The organism is Deinococcus gobiensis I-0 (assembly GCF_000252445.1).
Classification (GTDB): Bacteria; Deinococcota; Deinococci; order Deinococcales; family Deinococcaceae; genus Deinococcus; species Deinococcus gobiensis.
Genome location: NC_017790.1, coordinates 714002 through 733540, shown reverse-complemented (window position 1 = coordinate 733540; position 19539 = coordinate 714002). Strand labels below are relative to the sequence as shown.

Genomic DNA, 19539 nt, shown 5'->3' with positions numbered 1-19539 from the left:
GAAGTCCCCTGAGCGTGCCCGCTGAGTTAGAGAACCCCTCCGGCGGCGTCGGGCGCGGCTGCCCGCGCGGTCACGATGCCGCGCGCCGCCGCCCAGGCAGCGATGTCGGCTCCGCCCAGCGCGGTCGCCATCAGGTCGGGAAAGTAGTCGGGCGTGCAGGCGAACACCGGAATGCCGTGCGCGGCGAGCTTGGCAGCATTGTCGTGGTCGTAGCTGGGTGTGCCGTCGTCGTCCAGGGCCAGCAGCACGATCACGCGCGCGCCCATCTCGCGGAACTCGTTCAGGCGCCGGATCATCTCGGCGCTGCCCGAGCCCTCGTAGAGGTCGGAGATCAGGACGAAGGTGTGCTCCTCGGGGTTGGTCAGCAGGCCGCGGCAGTAGCGCAGGGCCAGCGGCGTGTCGTTGCCGCCGCCGAGCTGCACGCCGAAGAGCACGTCCACCGGATCGGCGAGGTGGTCGGTGAGGTCCACGACCGTCGTGTCGTACACGACCACGTTCGTCTTGAGGGCCGGCAGGCTCGCCAGCACCGCCCCGAAAATCCCCGCGTAGACCACGCTGGAGGCCATGCTGCCCGACTGGTCCACACACAGGGTCACGGCCTTGAGCTGCCGCCGCGCCCGCCCGTAGCCCACCAGCCGCTCGGGAATCACGCTGCGGCGCTCGGGGTCGTAAGTGCGCAGGTTCTTCAGCAGGGTGCGGCCCCAGTCGATCTCGTTCTGGCGCGGGCGCAGGTTACGCTGCGAGCGGTTCAGGCTGCCGGTGACGGCGGAGCGCAGCGGCTCGGCCAGCCGCGCTTGCAACTCGTCCACCACCCGCGCCACGACCTGCCGCGCCAGCGCCTTGGCCTGGTCCGGCATGGCGTCCTTGAGGCTGATGAGGGTGGCGGCCATGTGCACGTCGGGTTGCAGGTGCTCCATGAGTTCGGGTTCGAGGAGCATGGTCCTCAGGTTCAGGCGCTCGACGGCGTCCCCTTGCATGACCTGCACCGCCGAACTCGGAAAGAGGTCGCGGACCTCGCCCAGCCACGCGGCGACCGCCGGGGCGCTCTTGCCGAAGCCGACATTGCGGTTCGACTTGCGGCCCTTCTCGGGCTTGCCGGTCTGGACGGTGAAGGGCGCACCGTCGTACAGCGAGGCCAGCGCGGCGTCGAGGCGGCGGTCGTGCTCGCCCAGCGCGCAGCCGGTGCCGTCGGCGCTCTGGCCGCTGGCGGTCTCGCCGCCCAGCAGCAGCCGCCAGCGGCGCAGGCGTTCCTGTTCGGGGGGCAGAGCGGGAGTGGGTTCCGTCATTGCACGTCTCCAGTGGGCTGAAATTCGGGGGGGACGGCCACGCCCAGCAACCGCAGGACGACGGGCACTACACCCGCCCCCAGGTCATGGTCGGTTGCCGTGGCCTGCGCGGCACGTTCCAGGCCGCGCAGGTCCTCGCCCAGCGTGCGGCGGGCGTTCGGCTCCAGGCGCGACAGGGCGCGGCGCAGCGGCGGCAGCACGTCGCCGAAGGCCTCCGGGTCCAGGCCCACCACCCAGGTGTCGAGCAGGCCCAGCACCGCCGGGTCGTGGCGCAGCGTCTCGCCGTCTCCGCCGATGAAGCCGCCCAGCCACGCGGCCACGTCCAGCGGCGGCGCGCCGGGGGCCAGGGCCGAGGCCAGCCGCGCCTGCACGGCTTCGGCGTCCAGGAGGCCCCGGTCGCGCAGGCGGTTCACGGCGTCGCCGCGCAGCAGGGGCGCCGTGCCGGGCGCGTCCAGGGCGTGCAGGGCCGCGACCCACTCGCCGCTCGCCTCCGGGTCGTCGAGGAGGCGCACCGCCGCGTCGGCCCCGGCGATCTGGGTGTGCAGCGTCTGCGCGGCCTCCTCGCCCAGCGCGTGGGCGGCGTTGGGCAGCCCGGCCGCGGCGCGGGCCACCAGCGTGCGGAACACCGGGCGCAGGTCGTCGCCCTCGCGGGCGCGCACGTCGCCGTAGCGGGCCAGGCGGGCCAGCGGCGGCAGCGCGAGCAGCAGCGCGGCGGTGTCGGCGTCGGCGGCACGTTCGCTCAGGCGCGCGAGCGTGAAGTCGGACGCCCCCGGCAGCCCGCACAGCCGCGTGACCTCCAGCAGCGCCGAGAGGGTGCCCAGGTCGGGGGCGCGGCGGGCCTGCGAAGTGGCCGCCGTGTGGGCCGCGCGCACCAGCGTGTTGCCGTAGCGGCTCGCCTCGACCAGCCGCACGCTGAATTCCGGTTCCCAGCGCAGGGTCCAGGTTTCCTTGAAGGTGCCGCTGCCCCGGCTGGCACCCTCCTTCGCCCAGGGCACACCCAGCAGGTTCAGGCGGTGGAACAGCTGCGAGCGGCCCAGGCCCGCGTCCTCGCGCAGGTCGAGCACCTGATCGCGGGTGGTGGCCTCGCGCTTGAGCCGCAGCCGGCCCAGCGTGGCCGCGAGATCCTGCTCCAGCGGCACGGCGGGCAAGCCCCCGGGCACGCTGCCCAGCGCCTCACCCACGAACAGCTCCTCGGAGAGCAGACGCAGCGGCGTGTCGGAATCCCAGGCGAATACGGCCTGCGTGGCGTCGGTCAGCTCGTCCAGCCCCGCCAGATGCCGCCCGCGCAGGGCCGCCAGGGCGTCGGCCAGCCGCACCGCGTCGATGACCTGGGCGCTCGACGCGTCCAGCCCGCGCGCGCGCAGCAGCCGCGCCGAACGGGTCAGCCAGCGCTCGGAGACCTGGGCCGGCGTGGAATACAGGTGCGCGTACCAGCCCGGCGACGTGACGCCCGCGCCGTAGCCGCTCGCCTGTGTGAGCCGCCCGTGCGTCCAGGGGGTGATGGTGAGGGCCACCTTGGCTTTGGGCAGGCCCTTGACGAGTGCCGGGTCGGCCTTCGCCTCGCGGGCCAGCACCTCGGGGGTCAGGGCCGGGGCGTGCCAGGCGCCGCACACGACCGCCACGCTGCCCTTCTTCAGCGCCGCGCGGATGGTCTGCCTCATCTGGGCCTCGCGGATCAGGTCGCGCCCAGAGGTGTGGTCGTCCTCGGCCTCACGCACCGCCGCCATGACTTCCGCGATCGCGGCGAACACCGCCTCGCCCTCGCCGCGCGACTCGACCAGCGCGTCCCACCAGCGCTCGAAATCGCTGTAGCCGGCGGCCTGGGCCAGCAGCGCCAGCGGGTCCGAGCGCACGGCGTCGGCGGGGGAAGCGGGCGGGGATTCGGCGTCCGGGTCGGCCTCTGCCGGGGCTTCGTCTTCCTTCGGGGCCAGGGTCACGGCGGCGGGCAGGTCCATGAAGGCCACCGGCACGCCGCGTGCCAGGGCCCAGCGGATCGCCACGAATTCGGGGGAAAATTCGGCCAGCGGGTAGAACACCGACCGCTCGGGCTGGCCCTGCACATGCGCCATGACCGCGACGGGCGGCACGAGCGCCGGGTCGTTCAGGAAGGGCAGCAGGCTGTCGGCGTCCACTGGTCCCTCAATGAGCAAGGTGGCGGGCGGGTTGGCCTCCAGCGCCCGCGCCACGCTGCGCGCCGAGCCGGGGCCGTGGTGGCGGATGGGAAGGATGGTGAGATCAGATGGGGGCATGAAAGACTCCGGAAGCACTGAATTCGGGCGGTCACCTTGGAACGGGGGGAGAGGAATCGGCTGCCACACCTTCAGGGCACGTCATCACGGGAACAGCCAGAAGACGGGGGCGCGGCGGGAACGGAAGGATCGGGAAGCCTTCAACCGGCCCGTCGAGACGGATTCAGGCCGAATGCCGCCTCAGACATACACCTGTCCACCGCGCTCCCTGAACGCCCCGAAGGACTGAGGAAGCCGGCCGAGCTGGTTCCAGCGCAGATCCAGCTTTTCCAGCCGGGGCAGCTGTGCCAGCCACTCGGGCACCTCGGTCAGGCGGTTGGCCCGCAGGTCGAGAAACCGCAGCTCTGCCAGGTGCCGCATGGTGTCGGGCAGTGCCGAAAGGTCGTTGAAGCGCAGGTTCAGCGAGGTCAGCCGGGACAGGCTGCCGAGGGTGTCGGGCAGGGCGCGCAACTTGTTGCCCTGGGCGTCGATTTCCCGCAGGCTGCCGCACCCGCCGAGGCTCTGGGGCAAGGTAGTCAGCGCGTTGTGCATGACGTGCAGTTCGCGCAGCTCCGACAGGTGACCCATACTCTCGGGGAGATACTCCAACGCGTTGTTATAGGCGCGAAACTCGGTCAGGTGGCCCAGCTCGCCCAGCCACCCCGGCAGTTCGCTGAGGGCATTGTCGGTCACGTTCAGGTAGGTCAGCCGTGCCAGGGAACGCAGCGAGTCCGGCAGGGCCGTGAGCTTGTTGTTGCTGACGTACAGGAAGCGCAGTTCCGGCAATCCCGCAAACATGTCCGGCAGGGCCGCGAGACTGTTGTGCCCGAGGTCCAGCATCTGCAACCTGCCCAGGCGGCCAAGCTCCGGCGAGACCTGGGTGAACCCATTGCCCGACAGGTTCAGGGTATGCAGGTCGCCGAACGTCCACAGCCACTCGGGAAGGTCGGCCAGCCGGTTGTCGTAGACACTCAGGGCCTGCACCCCCCGGGCCTGCCGGAGGGATTCGGGCCACCCGGTCAGGCCGCACCCGTTCAGGTTGATGTGCTCGGGCCAGGAAAAGCCTTCGGCGCCGGCCGCCTGCACCAGCGCGGAGCCACGCAACGCCCGGGGGTGCTGGTGGGCGTACGGCTCCATCCTCAGCTCACTTCCCGACACGCCGAGTAAAACTCCTTCCAGCCCGCCCGTTTCTTGATCGCGGTTTCCAGGTACTCGTTCCACACGGCCTGGTCCTGCACCGGGTCCTTCACGACCGCCCCGATCACGCTGGCGGCCACGTCGCGGCTGCTCAGTTCGCCGTCGCCGAAGTGAGCGGCCAGGGTCAGGCCGTTGGTCACCACGCTGATCGCCTCGGCCACGCTGAGACTGCCGCTGGGCGACTTGAGCTTGGTCTTGCCGTCCTCGGTGACGCCCGCACGCAGCTCGCGGAACACCGTCACCACGCGCCGGATCTCGTCGAGCGCCGCCGGCACTTCCGGCAGGCCCAGGCTGCGGCCCAGCGACTCGACGCGCCGGGTCACGATGCTCAGTTCGTCTTCCAGGCTGTCGGGCACGGGCAGAATCACAGTGTTGAAGCGGCGCTTGAGCGCACTCGACAGGTCGTTCACGCCCTTGTCGCGGTTGTTCGCCGTGGCGATCAGGTTAAAACCCCGCACCGCCTGCACCTCGGTGTTCAGCTCGGGCACCGGCAGCGTCTTTTCCGACAGGACGGTGATGAGGGTATCCTGCACGTCGCTCTGCACGCGCGTCAGCTCCTCCAGGCGGGCGATCTTGCCCTCGCGCATAGCGTGCATGACCGGACTCTCGACCAGCGCGGCCTCGCTCGGGCCCTCGGCCAGCAGGCGGGCGTAGTTCCAGCCGTAGCGGATGGCGTTCTCGTCGGTGCCCGCCGTGCCCTGCACGAGCAGGGTGCTGTCGCCCGAGATCGCGGCGGCGAGGTGCTCGCTCACCCAGCTCTTGGCCGTGCCCGGCACGCCGATGAGCAGCAGGGCGCGGTCGGTCGCCAGGGTCGCCACGGCGATTTCCATCAGGCGCGGCTCGCCTACGTACTTCGGCGTGATCTCGGTGTCTCCGGCGCGGCCCCCCATCAGGTAGGTCAGCACGGCGCGTGGACTGAGGTTCCACCGGGGCGGCTTCGGATGGCGGTCGTGCTGCGCCAGGGCGGCGAGTTCGTGGGCGTAGGCCTGTTCGGCGTGCTGGCGCAGGACTTCGGGGGTGGTCTGGGTGGGGGTCATGGGTCGCTCCTCAGGGTCGGGGGGTCGGCTGGGCCGCCAGGGCGCCGCGCCACTCGCGGCGCAGCTTCAGGGTGTCTTGCAGGTCACGCCAGGCTTCCAGGGCCGCCTGTTCCCGCTGGGCGTGGTCCTGGCGCTGGCGGTCCTCCCATTCGGCGGGGGTCTGCCAGGTGGGCAGCTTCTTGGGGCGCGGCGGCATCTCGAAGGGCAGGGGCGTGGGCGGCGGCACGCTCAGGTCGAGCGACAGGGCGCGGCGCAGCAGGGCCGTCAGCTCCCGCGCCTGCCAGGAATGTTCGTACTGGTGCAGGGCGACGGCGCGGGCCGCCAGGGCCGTCTGCAGGTCGGCGGGCTGGGCCGACAGGTCTACCCCTGGGGCCTGCGCGGCGGCCAGCAGCTTCTCGCCCGACACCTGGGGTTGTCCCGCGAGCTGCCGCAGCCGGGCCAGTGCCAGCGCCGGGGCCAGCGGCTCGGGACCGGGTTCGGGCGGCGCCTGCAACTCGCTCGCCAGGGACCAGTGCTGGTCGCGGGCGGCCCGGTGCAGGTCTTTCCAGTCCAGCCCCAGCGTCCCGAGGATCAGCGGGGTGGGCAGCGCCCCCAGCAGGCGGTGGAGGTCGCTGTCGTCGTACTGTCCGGCGCGGGGTTTGCCGAGCGCCGCCGGCAGGTCGAAGGCCCCGAAGGTGACCTTCTTCTTCAGCAGGCCGCTCACCTTCACCGCCTGGGGCAGCAGCGCCAGCAGTTCATCCTGAAGGGGACCGGGCAGGTGCCCCAGCAGTTGGCGCGCCTGCTTGGCGATCTCGGGGAGAGCGGTCGCGGGTCGCCAGGTCGAGCNGCGGGCGGTCCNCCGGGCGCAGGTCGCGGCGCACCAGCGCCAGCAGTTCCTTGCGGCGGTCGGCGCTCTGCGTGCCCCACAGCTCGGTCAGGTCCCGCGCGGCGGCCCCGGGGTCCGTTCCCCGCGCCGCGCCCAGGGCCTCCAGCTGTTCCCGCCACGCCAGCTCTTCTGCGGCCTTCTGCGCCTGCGCGTGCAGGGGGTGGCGCTCCAGGGTGGCCCACGCCCGCGCGTCGGCGCGCACCCACAGCGGCCGGGCAAGGGCGCCGTCCCGGTTCCAGAGCTTCAACACCTGCGCGGCGTTCAGGGTCCAGCCACCCCGCTCGACATCCTCCAGCGCCAGGCCGGACAGCTCCGGACCGAGACCCAGCATCCGGGGCAGCAGCGCGGCCAGGGCAGGCGGCAGGGGCGAGTCGGGGGCGGGGACCTCGGCGGGTGGCGGGGCGGCGGCCTGCCCCAGCGGCCTGCCGGCGCGGGCATGCAGGCCCAGCAGGGCGGCGCGGCCCAGCAACCGCGCCTCGGGCGCGTCGCCGCCTATTCCCGCCAGCGCGGCGGCCAGGGGGCCGGTGGGCGCGGGCAGCTCGGCCCGGCTGGTGCCGCGCGCGGCGATCAGCGCCAGGTCGCTCAGGTCGCGGCTCATGCGCCGGCTCCGGCGGAGGCGGGCGGCGCGGCCGGTTCCAGCGACAGGGGCACGAAACTCACCCCGTCCCACTCTCCGAAATAGGTCTGCATCCGCGTCTCGGCGTGGGCGATCATGTGCCACAGTTCACTGTTCTCCACGCCGGGATGCAGAGGAACGGCGTGCCCGGCCGCGTCGCACAGCTGCGGCGGGTCGAGGTTCAGGTACGCCGGGCCGACGAAGGCCCCGATACGCTCCAGCCAGGGATTGCGGGCCAGGGCCGCCGCGTAGTGCGCCTGGAGGCCCCCCAATGTGCCGCCGGGCATGAACAGGTCGTCGGGGTGCGGGGGAACATCGCCCCCCACGATTTCGCCCTGCACCACGGCCCGCTGGGCGTAGGCCGAAGGCGCGTAGGCCACCGCCGCCGTGAAGGGGTGGCCCAGCGCCAGCGGCGTGGGCAGCGCCTGCCCCGTCGGCGCGAAGTCGAGCAGCAGCGCGAGGGCCTCTTCTCCGCCCGGTTCCGGCGCGCCGCCCAGCAGCCAGGTGCGGCGCACGGTCAGCTTGCCTTCCTCCTCGTGCACGCTGCCCAGCGAGCGCCAGACCCCCGGCGAGGCGGGCGGCAGGCCCGCGCGGTCCAGCGGCGTTCCCAGCGCGGTCAGGAGGTCGGCGCGCTCGGCGTCCGGCAGCGCGTCGCGGCTGCGCCATCCCTGGGTCAGCAACCAGAGTTTGCCCAGGTGGGCGGTCAGGGCCTCGCCGCCCTCCTCGTGCAGCAGCTCCGGAATCTGCCGGACCAGCCGCGCCGCGCCCCCGAGCTGGGCGTCCACCAGCCGGGCGGCCTGCCGGTCCCAGTCGGCGTAGGGGCGGGTACGGGCGGCCTGAAGGCCTTCGCGCACGAGGTCACTCAGCCACAGTTCGAGGTCTTCCAGGCCCGCCGAGCGTTTGCGGTCGCGCGCGGCCTGGGCTTTTTGCTGGGCCCTGGCCTGCGCGGCCGGATCGGCGGGTTCGTCGCCGGGCCCCTGTTCCGACACCTGGGCGGCCTTCTCGGCGCGGCTCAGGCGGCCCCCCAGCCACTTGGTGAGGTCGGGGGGCGGGGCGGTGCGGGTCCATTCGCCGCTTCCGGCGGTGTGCAGCAGCAGCAGGCCCAGGGCGTGCTTGCAGGGAAACTTGCGGCTGGGGCAACTGCACTTGCTGGCGATCTCGGCGCTGCGGGCGTCCACACCCACGAGGTACGGGTGGGCGCCGCTGCCCTGGCATTCGCCCCACAGGACGTCGCCGTCGCGGGCCAGGGTGGGCCAGCCGGCGGGGCGAGCGAGTTTCTGGGCGGCTTTGGCACTGCTGCTGTCAGGCGCGAGGGCCAGCACAGTGTCGGCGGTCAGGTGATCGAGCGTGGGGGCCAAGGCGTAAACTCCTTTTCTAATTACGTTTGCAGCGTAATTGTAACAGGTGGATCACTCTTGCGCAACGCGTCTCCCGCCGGGCGGGGCCGCCCCCCACCCATAGCACATCCTGTCCCCGGACGGGGACGAGATCGCGCGGCATGTCCCCACCCGGAGAGGGCGCGGCCCAACCGGAAACTGCCGGGTTTTGCCGGCTGGGCGCAGAAGAAGGAGCCCCGGCCTCCCAGCGGTCATCCGTCGGTCGGGATGGCCGGCTGCCACAGCGCCAGCGCCGCCCCGAGCAGCAGGACCAGCGCCGAAACCCCCAGCCCCAGACGCAGCCCCGCCGGGCCGCCGTCGGCCAGCGCGCCCGTGAGCAGCGGCCCCGCGCTCTGGAAGGCCGCGAAGGTGACGGTATACAGGGCCACGCCCGCGCCCCACTGCGCCGGGCGCAGGCTCTGGCGAATCAGGGCGGTGGTCGAGGCGACGACCGTCAGGGCGGCCACACCGAACAGCGCCGCCGACAGGAACACGGCCGGGGGCGCGGTCGAGACCACCGGCAGCGCCGCGCCCGCGCCCATCGTCGCCATCAGGATGCCCATAGGCCGCCCGCCCCAGCGCCGCGAAAGCAGCCGGCCCCACACCAGCGGCGCGGCGACCCCCGCCAGGCCCAGCAGCGCCCAGAACAGCGACACGGCCGCCGTCCCCAGCCCCCCGGCACGCAGGTAGGTGACCGAAAAGGTCGTGTAGGCAACGTATCCCAGCCCCGCGCAGGCGTAGGCGAGCAGGGAACGCAGCAGCGGTCGGACCTGCGCCCACCCCAGCGGCCCCGCGTCGGTGCCGGGCGCGGCGGTCCGGACCCGCCCCGCCGCGCGCCCGGCGACCGCCAGCCCCAGCAGCGACACCAGCCCCAGGGCCAGCCAGCCCGCGTGCCAGCCTTCGGGCCCAGCCCGGCCCAGCAGCGCGGGCAGCCCCAGACCCGTGAGCAGGATGCCCAGGCTCGCCCCGGCATAGAACACGCTCAGCACGGCCCCGGCCTGGCGTGTGGGCGCGGCCGAGGCCACCTGCGCCGTGAGCAGGCCGCCCGACGTGAAGGTCACGGCCCCGCCCAGTCCGGTCAGGAAGCGCATGAGCAGCAGCCACCCCAGCGCGCCGCTCGCCGCCGTCAGGGCGATGGTGAGCGCCGTGACCAGCAGCGAGGCCACGAAGGCCGGGCGCGCCCCCCAGCGCCCCAGCAGCCGGGGGGCCAGCACCGCGCCCAGCAGGTAGCCCAGGCCGTTGGCGGTGTTCATGGCCCCGGCCTGCGTGTAGGTCCAGTGCAGGGCGGAGCGCATGGGAGGCAGCAGCAGCGCGTAGGAGAAGCGCCCGAAACCCAGCGCCACCATTGGCCCCAGGGCCAGCCCGGCCGCCACCCACAGCGCCGCTCCTCCGGCTGGAGGGCGGGGCGCAGAGGGGGATTCGGGCAGGGTCATGGGGGCAGGCGGCGGGCGGCCGCACCGGGCAGCTTAGCGCGCCGGAGACGGAACCGGACGGGAGACGGCGCGCCCCGGCGACCCCTTCTATACTGCCCGGCATGACCTCAGATTCTTCCGCACCCTGGCCTCCGCTCTCTCCCGTGCTGGTGGACCTGGGGGCCGGCCTGGCGACCACCGGGGGCTTCGCGGTCTACCGCTTCGTGCCCTACGCTCAGGCCGTGCGTCAGGGCCTGCCGTCGCCCGTGGTGCCCTGGGCCGCCGACTGGCCGCCCTACCTGCAGGGCACCATCTCCCACTACGCGCCGCTGCCCGAGGCCACCAGCGAGAGCCCGGCCATCGCCCGCGACCTCAAGTTTCAGGAGCGGGACGGCCAGCAGCTGCCGGCCCGGCAGGCGGTCTACCGGGGCTGGCCGCTGTATCTCTTCGATCTGGACGTGCCCGGCGGTCCGGCACGCGGGCGGGTTCCGGGCCTGTTCGAAGTCGTGACGCCCGACGTGCCGCCCCTGGCCGACGGAGACGACCTGCCCACCTGGCCCGGCGTCTACGGCGGACCCTGAAGGCCACGCCGCTCAGCCGAACTGGGCCAGCCCCTCGGTAACCAGGGCGCGCAGGTCGTCGGGGACCGCTTCCTGCCCCGGCGACCGGGCCGCCCGGCGGCGCTGGGCGGCATTGCTGCGCGGGTGGCGAGCCACGACCGCCAGCAGCTTCTCGCCGAAGGCCGGGGCCTCGTAGCGCAGGTCGGCCGCCAGCACCAGCAGCACCTCCAGCAGCCCGACCTCGTCGCCCAGGTCCAGGCAGGCCTGTGCGGCCAGCCGTAGGGCGCGCCGGGCCTCGGGGGTCCGGAACAGGGCGTAGTGCGCCTCGGCCTCTGTAATCCAGGCCGCCGCCTGGAAGGTCGGGTCGGGAAACGTCTCATGGGCCCGGTGGACCTCGGCGGCCAGCCGCAGGGCCGCGCCGGGGTCACCGGCGCGCAGCGCCGCGCGGGCCTGGAGATACAGCGCCGTGCCCAGCCGCATCTGATCGCCGCTGCCCTGGAGGACCAGTTCCAGGGCGCGCGCCGCCTCCCAGACCTCCAGCGGGTCGGCCTGCGGATCGTCGAGCCGCACCTCGATGACCCGCAATTCCTCGAAATGCGCGTGTTCCGGCTGGCCCCAGCGCCGGTGGTACGCCTGGGCGGCGCGCAGGGCCTCCAGCGCCTCGGCATACTCGCCGAGGTCCTTGAGGAGCAGGGCCAGGTTGCCCAGGTACAGCGCCTCGCGCCCGCCGTCGCCCAGTTGCCGCGCCAGGGTGGCCGCCTGGCGCAGAAATTCCGCCGCCTCCCCGCCCCGACCCTGGCGACTCAGCGTGACCGCCAGCACGTTCGAAGCCCACACNCTGTACCCGCAGCGGCCGGGTGGCGGGCGGCGCGTCCAGCACCCGGCGGCTCAGGCCCTCGGCGTCGCGGTGACGGCCACTGCGGAAGGCCAGCCAGGCCCGCTGGGCCGCCAGCGCCAGCCGGACCTGCGGGGCCGCCGCCTGCACCTCCAGGGTCTCCAGGGCGCGCACCCCCGCACTGAGTCGCCCCCGGCGCTCGAAATACGCTCCCAGCCGCGCCACGAGCAGCAGGTCGTCCTCCGCAGCCTCCGGCCCGGCCTCCTGCGCGAGCTGCCAGCCCAGCAGGAGGCCGAGGTTGCCCGCCTCGTCACGCAGCAGCGGATCGGCCGGGTCCAGGCGGCGCAGCAGGTCCAGGTAATGCGCCGCCTGGAGGGCGCGGCCCCCTTCCGGCGCGGGGCGCGCCCCGGCGAGCCAGCGGGCCAGCAGGGGCAGCACCTGCACCCGGCCTCCCTGTTCCAGCAGCAGCCCGCTGGCGAGCAGCGCCGCGCGCGCAGGCCCGTCCAGCCCGGCCACCTCCCGCGCCGAATCCAGGCTCCAGTCGGGCAGCCCCGCGAGCCGGGCCAGCAGCTCCTGTTCGGCGGGCCGCAGGAGGTCCCAGGTGCGGGCCAGCAGGGGCGCGAGCAGCGTGCCCAGCTCCGGCCCCGCCGCCTGCTCCGACTCGACCGCCGCGTGGACCTCGGCCAATGGCCGCTGCCGGGTCCAGCCCCCCACGAGCTGCACGGCCAGCGGCAGCCCCTGAAGCCGCCGGACCAGCGCGGCGACCAGCGGCAGGGCGCCTTCCTGATCGGCGCGCAACTCCGGCCCCGCCGAGCGCAGAAACAGCTGTACGGCCGGGTTCTGCGCGAGCAGCAGGTCCGGGTCGGTCAGGCCCGGCAGGGCCAGCCCCCCCAGGCGCAGCTGCGCCGGCCCTTCCCACAGGGGCGCGCGGCGGGTCAGCAGGACCTGAACCCCGGGCGCGGCGGCCAGCAGCCGGGGCACGGCCATGTCCAGGCCCGCCACACCGTCGGCGCCGTCGAGGGCCAGCAGCAGGGGGGCCTGACGGGTGCGGGCATCCAGCGCCTGGGCCAGCGAGAGCCAGGGGTCGCCCTGATCCTCGACCTGGAGCCCCAGCGTCTGGGCCACCCGCGCGGCCACGTCCAGTTCGTCGCGCAGCACCTCCAGGTCCAGGTGCAGCACCTCGCCGCCCAGGCGCTGGCGTTCGAGCAGGACCGTGCCCGCCAGCAGGCTCTTGCCGCTGCCGCTCGGGCCGCTGAGCTGCACCAGGCGCGGCCCGCCGGGCGGCGGCGCGCCCAGCCAGGCCAGCACCTGACTGACCTCCGCGCCGCGCCCCAGCAGGCGGCCGGGCAGCGGCGCGGCCACCTGCTGGGGCCGGCCAGCGTGCGGGGGCCAGGCCCCTTCGAGGTCCAGTTCGCGCCGCGCCCCGTCGAGCTGCCGGGCCAGCAGGCTGCCGGGCAGGGCCAGCGGGTACAGCCGGGCCAGCAGTTCCGGGTCCGGGGACGCGGCGCCCGGCACGGCCAGCACCTGGGCCGCCAGCCGCGCCGCCTCGGCGGGCGACGAGGTCTCGGCGCGGGCGATCAGGGCGTACTGCATATCCAGGGCCAGGCGCTCGCGGGTCGCGCATACCCACTCGTACAGCTCCTCACCCAGCCCGTTCAGAGAAACGCCCTGCAGGAAGGCCCCCTGGTACAGCGCCTCCGGGTCGGGGGCCTGCGCGAGTTGGGGGGCGTCGCAGGGCAGTTCGGCGCGCAGCACGTCTCCGCTCAGGGCCAGTCCCGGCAGGGTCGCGCGCAGTTTGGCGAGCACGACACGCATATTGTTGCCCTGGCTCTGGGCCCCGGGCCAGAACAGGCCGCGCAGATGCTGGCGCTCGGTCGGCCCCTCGATCACGAGGTAGGCCAGCACCAGCAGCGGCAGCCGCTGCCCCAGGTCAGCGCCGTGCAGACGCAGGCCCCCCAGGGTCTGGAGAGAGATCATCCGGCCCTGCGGCCAGGGAGGCCATCGGAAACGGGTCGGCACCTGCGGGACATTCGGCTGCTCCTTTCGGGGCCGGGCGGCCCCCTTTGCTGTGCACGTCGTTCCTGCCCGGACTGTATACGGCGCTCCGCAGAGCCTACAGGACTGCCGGGCGGCGGCCTATAGCCGCCTCTTGATCTCGCTCCGCCCCGGCGGCCGTCAGAAAACGGCGAGATCGCCCGCAGGGGCCGCCGGCCTACAACAGGCGGTAGCGCAGGTATTCGAGTTCGCGGGTCGCCTGGAGCAGCGCCTGGCGGGCCTGCTCCATCGCCTGGGCACCCCGCGAGAAGTCCAGGGCGATGTGCTCGCGGGCCTGCGCGGCGGCGGTGTCGGGCTGGTCGGCCTGCTCGCGCAGCAGGGCGGCGACCTGGTCCATCTCGCCCACCACCTCCCCGAGCTGACGCTGCACCTCCTCCTGCCGCTGGAGAAGTCGCCGGATGAGCCGGGAAACGTCCACGCCCTGTTCCGGCTGGAGGTCCGTCTCGGCCATCCGGGAGAGGGCTTCCATCATCCGTTTCTCTCGCTCATCTGCCATGAGGTCTTGACTCTAACTTCATTAAGAAGGAGCTTTTGTGAGTCGTCCCTCACTAGGTACGGGGCGGATTTCCGTCCCTGAACGGAAAATCCGCCCCGGTCTCCGGCAGGGCGACAGGAGACGGCGCGCCTCAGTGCCGCGAGGTGCTGTCCCCGAACTGGGGCACACGTCCCGGGCCGTTCCCCTCCCCGGAGGCCGCCGCCGCGTCCCCTCCGCGCGCCGCCGCCAGCAGCCCGCCGCCGCGCACCAGCTCCAAGACGCGCAGCAGGTCGGGCCGGTAATACCGGTCGGTCTCCAGATGGGCCACGTTGGCCCGCAGGTGCTCGTAGGCGGCCTGGACCCCCTGCCCGGCCCGCAGGGTCTGGAAGTCGAGGGCCTGGGCGGCGCACAGCAGTTCGGTCGCCACGACGGCCTGGGCGTTGTCCAGAATCTGGCGCAACTGCCGCGCGCCGTGCGCGCCCATGCTCACGTGGTCCTCCTGCCCCGCGCTGGTGGGAATGCTGTCCACGCTGGCCGGATGGGCCAGCACCTTGTTCTCGCTGACCAGGGCGGCGGCGGTGTACTGCGCGATCATCAGGCCGCTGCTCAGGCCGCCCTCGGGGGTCAGGAAGGCGGGCAGGCCGCTCAGGGCGGGGTTCAGGAGCTGCTCGATCCGGCGCTCGGAGACGTTCGCCAGCTCGGCCACCGCGACCTTCAGGGCGTCGGCACTGAGCGCCAGCGGCTGCCCGTGGAAGTTGCCGCCCGACACGACCTCGCCGGTCTCAGGAAAGATCAGGGGGTTGTCGGTGACGGCCGCGAACTCGGTCGCCAGCACCCGCCCGGCCTGCGCGAGCGCGTCCCAGGTCGCCCCGTGAATCTGCGGGACGGCGCGCAGGCTGTAGGCGTCCTGCACCTTGCCGCACTCGGCGTGGCTGGGGGCGATCTGCGAGTCCCGTAGGAAGTGGCGCAGCTCGGCGGCCACCTCCAGCGCGCCGGGATGGGGCCGCAGGCCCACCACGTCGGCGGCGAAGGGCCGGTGCGAGCCGTACCGCGCCTCGACCGTCATGGCCGCCGCGAGGTTGGCGGTGCCCAGCAGCATGCGGGCGTCGTGCAGGGCCAGGGCCAGCAGGCTGCCCATGAGCTGCGTGCCGTTGATCAGGGCCAGCCCCTCCTTGGCCTGCAAGGTCAGGGGCGTGAGGCCCAGCTCGGCGAAGACCTCGGCAGACGGCCGCACCGCGCCGCCGACCTCCACCTCGCCCAGCCCGATGAGTGCCAGGGCGAGGTGGGCCAGCGGCGCGAGGTCGCCCGACGCGCCGACACTGCCCTGCGCGGGAATGACCGGATGCACGCGGGCATTGAGCAGCGCCAGCAGCAGCTCGACGACTTCCGGGCGCACGCCGGAATGCCCGAGCGCGAGGCTCTGGGCGCGCAGCAGCATCATGCCGCGCACGACCTCGGCGCTCAGGGCTTCGCCCAGCCCGATGGCGTGCGACACGATCAGGTTGTGCTGGAGCTGCTCCAGCTGCCCGCGCCCGATGCGCACGCTCTCGAATTTGCCGAAGCCCGTGTTGACCCCGTACACCGCCCGGTCGCCGTCCACGATGGCCTCGACGACGGCGCGCGCCCGCAGGATGCGTTCACGGGCGGCGGGTGCGAGTTCGGCGGGTTCATGGTGGCGGACAACCGCGATGAAGCCGTCCAACGTCAGTGCTCTGTCCAGAATCACAGTCCTTCTCCCCCCAGGGGCTGCCCGCCCCGGTACACCTGCCGCACGGGGCTGCCCCCCAGCGTATAGACCAGCCCGCGCCAGTCGCGGTCCTCCAGGGCCAGGAAATCGGCGCGCTGCCCGCGTGCGAGCGCCCCCCGGTCCCGCAGGCCCAGCGCGGCGGCGGCGTTCACCGTCCCTGCGGTGAGCGCCTCGGCCGGGGTCAGGCCGCACAGGCGCACGGCCAGGGCCAGGGCCAGCGCGGCGCTGCTCAGCGGGGCGCTGCCGGGGTTCAGGTCGGTGCCTACCGCCACGCAGGCCCCGGCGTCCACGAGAGACCGCGCAGGCGCGGCAGGCAGGCCCAGGTGCAGCGAGACGCCCGGCAGCACCGTCGCCACCGTGCCCGACGCGGCCAGAGCCCGCACCTGCGCCTCGCCGCTGGCCTCCAGATGGTCCACGCTCAGCGCGCCCAGTTCGCAGGCCAGCTCGGTGCCGCCCAGCGCGTGGAACTGGTCGGCGTGCAGCTTGATCCCCAGGCCGTGCGCCCGCGCCGCCGTGAGGATGGCCCGCGTTTCCTCGACGCTGAAGGCCTCGCGCTCGCAGAACACGTCCACGGCGCTCGCCAGCCCGCGCCGCGTCACCTCGGGGATGAGGCCCTCGCAGACCTCGCGGACGTACCCGGCGCGGCCCTCCGGCGGCGGCACATGGATGAGCAGGGTGGGCACCAGGGTCGCCGGGACGTCGCGTGCCAGCACCCCCACGGCCTCCAGCATCCGCAGTTCGGCGGCGAAGTCCAGGCCGTAGCCGCTCTTGACCTCGACGGTCGCCGCGCCCGAACGGGTCAGGGCCGCGAGACGGGGCCGGGCGAGGGCCACCAGTTCGTCCACGGTCGCTGCCGCCGTCGCGCGCATGGTGCTGCGGATGCCGCCGCCACGCGCCAGGATCGTCTCGTAGGCCACGCCCTGCGCCCGCGCCTCGAAATCCGCGAGACGGTCGCCCGCCCAGACCGCGTGGGTGTGCGGGTCGGTCAGGGCAGGCACGACCGCCACGCCGCCGAGATCGCATTCGTCCGCCCATGACGGCGCGTCCTGTCGGCGGCCTGCCCAGGCGACCTGTCCGCCGCGCACCAGCAGGGCGGCGTCGGGGATGACCGTCAACTCGCGCATCGCCGCGCCGCGCTGGGGACCGGGGGCGGACGTGGCGAGCTGGGCGATGTTCGTGTAGAGCACCTCAGTTTCCGGCATCGAACACCTCACACAGCGTCTCCATGACCAGCCGCGCGCCGATCAGGGCGCTCAGGCCGCTGGGGTCGAGGTTGGGAGCCAGCTCCACCAGATCGAGGCCCACCACGCGGTTCCGCTTCGCCGTGGCCGCCAGCAGGGCCATCGCCTGCGCATAGGTCAGGCCGTCGGGCTCGGGGCTGGACGTGCCGGGCAGCACGGCAGGGTCGAGGCCGTCCGCGTCCACGCTGAGGTAGACGTTCTGTCCGCTGGGCAGGCGCTCCAGCACGCCCACCAGCCCCGCCTGAACATCCAGCATCGAAATCAGGGTGTGGCCCCGCGCCCGCGCCGCCGCGACCGCCTCGGGGTCGAAGCGCAGGCCCCGCAGGCCGATGGTGGTGATGTGGACGAGGTTCGGCAGGGCCTCTGCCGCGCGGCGAAAGGGGCTGGAGTTGCTGTAGCGGGTGTCGTTGCGCGTGTCGCTGAAGTCGAGGTGCGCGTCGAGCTGCACGACATGCAGCGCGGGCACGTCCGCGAAGGCGCGCAGCAGCGGGTAGGTCACGCTGTGGTCGCCGCCCAGGAACACCGACATGCGGCAGCGTTCCCGCAGCGCCCGCGCCGCCTGGGTGATGCGCCCCCGGGCCAGCTCCGGCTCCAGACTGGGCAGGGCCACGTCGCCCGCATCGGCGAAGGTCACGCCCTCCAGCCGGGTGCGTCCGTCCAGACCGGTGAAAGGGGGCACGGAGCGCAGGGACGCCTCCCGCAGCGCACGCGGGGCGAAGCGGGCCCCGGGCCGGAAGCCCAGGGCGATGTCGAAGGGGATGCCCAGTACGCCCACGTCCGCGTGCCAGTCGTCCCCCAGGTCGCGCAGAGGCGCGCGGGCGAAGGTGGCGATACCCGAATAGGGCAGGTGCGCGGGCTGGGTCACCGCTCCACGCTCGGCAGGTCCAGTCCCCGCTCGCGGGCCGTGTCCAGCGCGAGGTCGTAGCCCGCGTCGGCGTGGCGCAACACCCCCATGCCGGGATCGTTGGTCAGGCAGCGGCTCAGGCGCAGGGCGGCTTCCGGGGTGCCGTCGGCCAGCGCCACCAGCCCGCTGTGCTGCGAGAAGCCCAGGCCCACGCCGCCGCCGTGGTGGAAGCTCATCCAGGCCGCGCCCGAGGCGATCCCCACCCCGAAGTTCAGCAGCGGCCAGTCCGACACGGCGTCCGAGCCGTCCAGCATGGCCTCCGTCTCGCGGTAGGGGCTGGCGACGCTGCCCGCGTCGAGGTGGTCGCGCCCGATCACGATGGGGGCCTTCAGGCGGCCGTCGGCCACCATCTCGTTGAACAGCAGCGCGGCGCGGTCGCGCTCCTTGTAGCCCAGCCAGCAGATGCGCGCGGGCAGGCCCTGGAAGGCGATCTGGTCGGCGGCGTAGGTCAGCCACGACTGCAGGCGCTCGTCCTCGGGGAACAGTTCCAGCAGCGCCCGGTCGGTCGCGTAGATGTCCTCGGGGTCGCCCGACAGGGCCACCCAGCGGAACGGCCCGCGCCCCTCGCAGAAGCTGTCGCGGATGAAGGCGGGCACGAAGCCGGGATAGGCGAAGGCGTCCTCGACCCCGGCCTCCAGGGCGCGCTGGCGCAGGTTGTTGCCGTAGTCGAAGGCCACCGCGCCGCGCTCCTGAAGCGTCAGGATGGCGCGGACGTGCGCGGCCATCGCCTCGTAGGCCCGCGCCCGGTACTCGTCGGCGTGCTCGGCGCGCAGCGCGGCGGCGTCCTCGTCGGGGGCCAACACCGGCAGGTAGCCCCACATCGGGTCGTGGGCGCTCGTCTGGTCGGTCACGAGGTCGGGGGTCCAGCCGCGCGCCACCACCTCGGCCAGCACCTCGGCGGCGTTGCCGGGCAGACCGATGGAGCGGGCCACGCCCTGCGCCCTGTAGCCCTCGGCGCGGCGGATGGCGTCGTCGAGGCTATCCGCCACCTCGTCGAGATACCGCGTGTCCAGGCGCTTCTGGATGCGGGTGGGGTCGATCTCGACGGTGATGCTCACGCCGCCCGCCAGCTTGACCGCCAGCGGCTGCGCGCCCCCCATGCCGCCCAGCCCAGCCGTCAGCGTGACCGTGCCCTTCAGGCTGCCGCCGAAGTGCTTGCGGGCCGCCGCCGCGAAGGTTTCGTAGGTGCCCTGCAGGATGCCCTGCGTGCCGATATAGATCCAGCTTCCGGCCGTCATCTGGCCGTACATCATCAGGCCCGCCCGGTCGAGCTGGTCGAAGGTCTCCCAGGTCGCCCAGTGCGGCACGAGGTTCGAGTTGGCGATCAGCACGCGCGGCGCCCACTCGTGGGTGCGCAGCACCGCCACCGGCTTGCCCGACTGCACGAGCAGCGTCTCGTCGTTTTCCAGGCGGTCGAGCGTCTCCACGATCTTGTGGAAGGCGGGCCAGTTGCGCGCCGCCTTGCCGCGCCCGCCGTACACCACCAGGGTTTCGGGGTGCTCGGCCACCTCGGGGTCGAGGTTGTTCATCAACATGCGTTTGGCGGCTTCCTGTATCCAGCCTTTGGCGGTCTTCTCGGGGCCCCGCGGGGCACGGATCACGGGGGCGGTTTCGGTGGTCATGGCGTCTCCTGGGGCACAGCTCTGGACTTGAAGTGCCCCTATCCTTCCCCCGGCGGGTGGTCCGTACAAGGCGCTTTTCCGGC

At 73.5% G+C, this 19539-nt stretch carries 15 protein-coding genes and 1 pseudogene; 1 reads left to right on the top strand and 15 read right to left on the bottom strand.

The window, feature by feature from the left end; genetic code table 11:
- Positions 1–26: 26 nt before the first annotated feature.
- The 8 genes from DGO_RS03360 to DGO_RS03325 form a co-directional block, all read right to left on the bottom strand.
- Positions 27–1286, bottom strand: a complete 1260-nt coding sequence (locus DGO_RS03360; RefSeq protein WP_043800881.1) for a VWA domain-containing protein — start codon at positions 1284–1286, stop codon at positions 27–29.
- The gene (locus DGO_RS03355) at positions 1283–3535 is read right to left on the bottom strand and encodes a DUF5682 family protein (RefSeq protein ID WP_043800878.1); all 2253 of its coding nucleotides are present in this window, start codon (positions 3533–3535) and stop codon (positions 1283–1285) included. The genes DGO_RS03360 and DGO_RS03355 overlap by 4 nt, the downstream gene beginning before the upstream one ends.
- Positions 3536–3715: 180 nt before the next feature.
- On the bottom strand, positions 3716–4618 hold the full coding sequence (locus DGO_RS03350) for a leucine-rich repeat domain-containing protein (RefSeq protein WP_169330989.1): 903 nt from the start codon (positions 4616–4618) through the stop codon (positions 3716–3718).
- 35 nt (positions 4619–4653) lie between these two features.
- Positions 4654–5748: an ATP-binding protein gene (locus DGO_RS03345; protein WP_043800875.1), complete on the bottom strand. Its 1095-nt coding sequence runs from the start codon at positions 5746–5748 to the stop codon at positions 4654–4656.
- A 10-nt stretch (positions 5749–5758) separates the two neighbouring features.
- A complete protein-coding gene (locus DGO_RS03340) occupies positions 5759–6451 on the bottom strand; it encodes a hypothetical protein (protein WP_014684075.1) in 693 nt (230 codons plus the stop codon).
- A 31-nt stretch (positions 6452–6482) separates the two neighbouring features.
- Entirely contained in the window at positions 6483–7211 is a 729-nt protein-coding gene (locus tag DGO_RS03335; RefSeq protein ID WP_043800865.1) for a DUF5691 domain-containing protein, read from the bottom strand.
- Positions 7208–8587, bottom strand: a complete 1380-nt coding sequence (locus DGO_RS03330) for an SWIM zinc finger family protein (protein ID WP_145975238.1) — start codon at positions 8585–8587, stop codon at positions 7208–7210. Before DGO_RS03330 ends, DGO_RS03335 begins: the two co-directional genes overlap by 4 nt.
- Positions 8588–8817: 230 nt before the next feature.
- Positions 8818–10038 carry a YbfB/YjiJ family MFS transporter gene (locus tag DGO_RS03325; protein WP_043800861.1) on the bottom strand — a complete coding sequence of 407 codons (1221 nt, stop codon included), beginning with the start codon at positions 10036–10038 and terminating at the stop codon, positions 8818–8820.
- Positions 10039–10139: 101 nt separating this feature from the next.
- Between DGO_RS03325 and DGO_RS03320 the strand changes: the two genes are divergently transcribed.
- Complete coding sequence (locus tag DGO_RS03320; RefSeq protein ID WP_145975237.1) at positions 10140–10598, top strand: COG4315 family predicted lipoprotein; 459 nt, start codon at positions 10140–10142, stop codon at positions 10596–10598.
- Positions 10599–10610: 12 nt separating this feature from the next.
- Here the strand turns inward: DGO_RS03320 and DGO_RS23130 are convergent, their stop codons facing one another.
- The 7 genes and pseudogenes from DGO_RS23130 to hutU form a co-directional block, all read right to left on the bottom strand.
- Positions 10611–11147, bottom strand: a complete 537-nt coding sequence (locus DGO_RS23130; protein ID WP_226991514.1) for a hypothetical protein — start codon at positions 11145–11147, stop codon at positions 10611–10613.
- A gap of 123 nt (positions 11148–11270) precedes the next feature.
- Positions 11271–11399 (bottom strand): annotated as a pseudogene (locus DGO_RS24855) (hypothetical protein); the annotation flags it as partial.
- Positions 11400–13624: 2225 nt separating this feature from the next.
- Entirely contained in the window at positions 13625–13963 is a 339-nt protein-coding gene (locus DGO_RS03310) for a hypothetical protein (RefSeq protein WP_043800859.1), read from the bottom strand.
- A gap of 130 nt (positions 13964–14093) precedes the next feature.
- Positions 14094–15668 (bottom strand): histidine ammonia-lyase, encoded by a 1575-nt coding sequence (hutH, locus tag DGO_RS03305; RefSeq protein WP_014684067.1) that lies wholly within the window; start codon positions 15666–15668, stop codon positions 14094–14096.
- On the bottom strand, positions 15665–16891 hold the full coding sequence (gene hutI, locus DGO_RS03300) for an imidazolonepropionase (protein WP_043800855.1): 1227 nt from the start codon (positions 16889–16891) through the stop codon (positions 15665–15667). The genes hutH and hutI overlap by 4 nt, the downstream gene beginning before the upstream one ends.
- Complete coding sequence (locus tag DGO_RS03295) at positions 16878–17795, bottom strand: arginase family protein (RefSeq protein WP_043800852.1); 918 nt, start codon at positions 17793–17795, stop codon at positions 16878–16880. Before DGO_RS03295 ends, hutI begins: the two co-directional genes overlap by 14 nt.
- On the bottom strand, positions 17792–19456 hold the full coding sequence (gene hutU / locus DGO_RS03290) for a urocanate hydratase (RefSeq protein WP_043800848.1): 1665 nt from the start codon (positions 19454–19456) through the stop codon (positions 17792–17794). Before hutU ends, DGO_RS03295 begins: the two co-directional genes overlap by 4 nt.
- Positions 19457–19539: the final 83 nt, after the last annotated feature.

What these genes read in the sequence shown, in the direction of transcription:
- DGO_RS03325 (WP_043800861.1), bottom strand. Translation starts at nt 10,038, where the DNA reads ATGACCCTGCCCGAATCCCCCTCTGCGCCCCGCCCTCCAGCCGGAGGA.
- hutU (WP_043800848.1), bottom strand. Translation starts at nt 19,456, where the DNA reads ATGACCACCGAAACCGCCCCCGTGATCCGTGCCCCGCGGGGCCCCGAG.
- hutI (WP_043800855.1), bottom strand. Translation starts at nt 16,891, where the DNA reads ATGCCGGAAACTGAGGTGCTCTACACGAACATCGCCCAGCTCGCCACG.
- DGO_RS03320 (WP_145975237.1), top strand. Translation starts at nt 10,140, where the DNA reads ATGACCTCAGATTCTTCCGCACCCTGGCCTCCGCTCTCTCCCGTGCTG.
- DGO_RS03310 (WP_043800859.1), bottom strand. Translation starts at nt 13,963, where the DNA reads ATGGCAGATGAGCGAGAGAAACGGATGATGGAAGCCCTCTCCCGGATG.
- DGO_RS03355 (WP_043800878.1), bottom strand. Translation starts at nt 3,535, where the DNA reads ATGCCCCCATCTGATCTCACCATCCTTCCCATCCGCCACCACGGCCCC.
- DGO_RS03360 (WP_043800881.1), bottom strand. Translation starts at nt 1,286, where the DNA reads ATGACGGAACCCACTCCCGCTCTGCCCCCCGAACAGGAACGCCTGCGC.
- DGO_RS03345 (WP_043800875.1), bottom strand. Translation starts at nt 5,748, where the DNA reads ATGACCCCCACCCAGACCACCCCCGAAGTCCTGCGCCAGCACGCCGAA.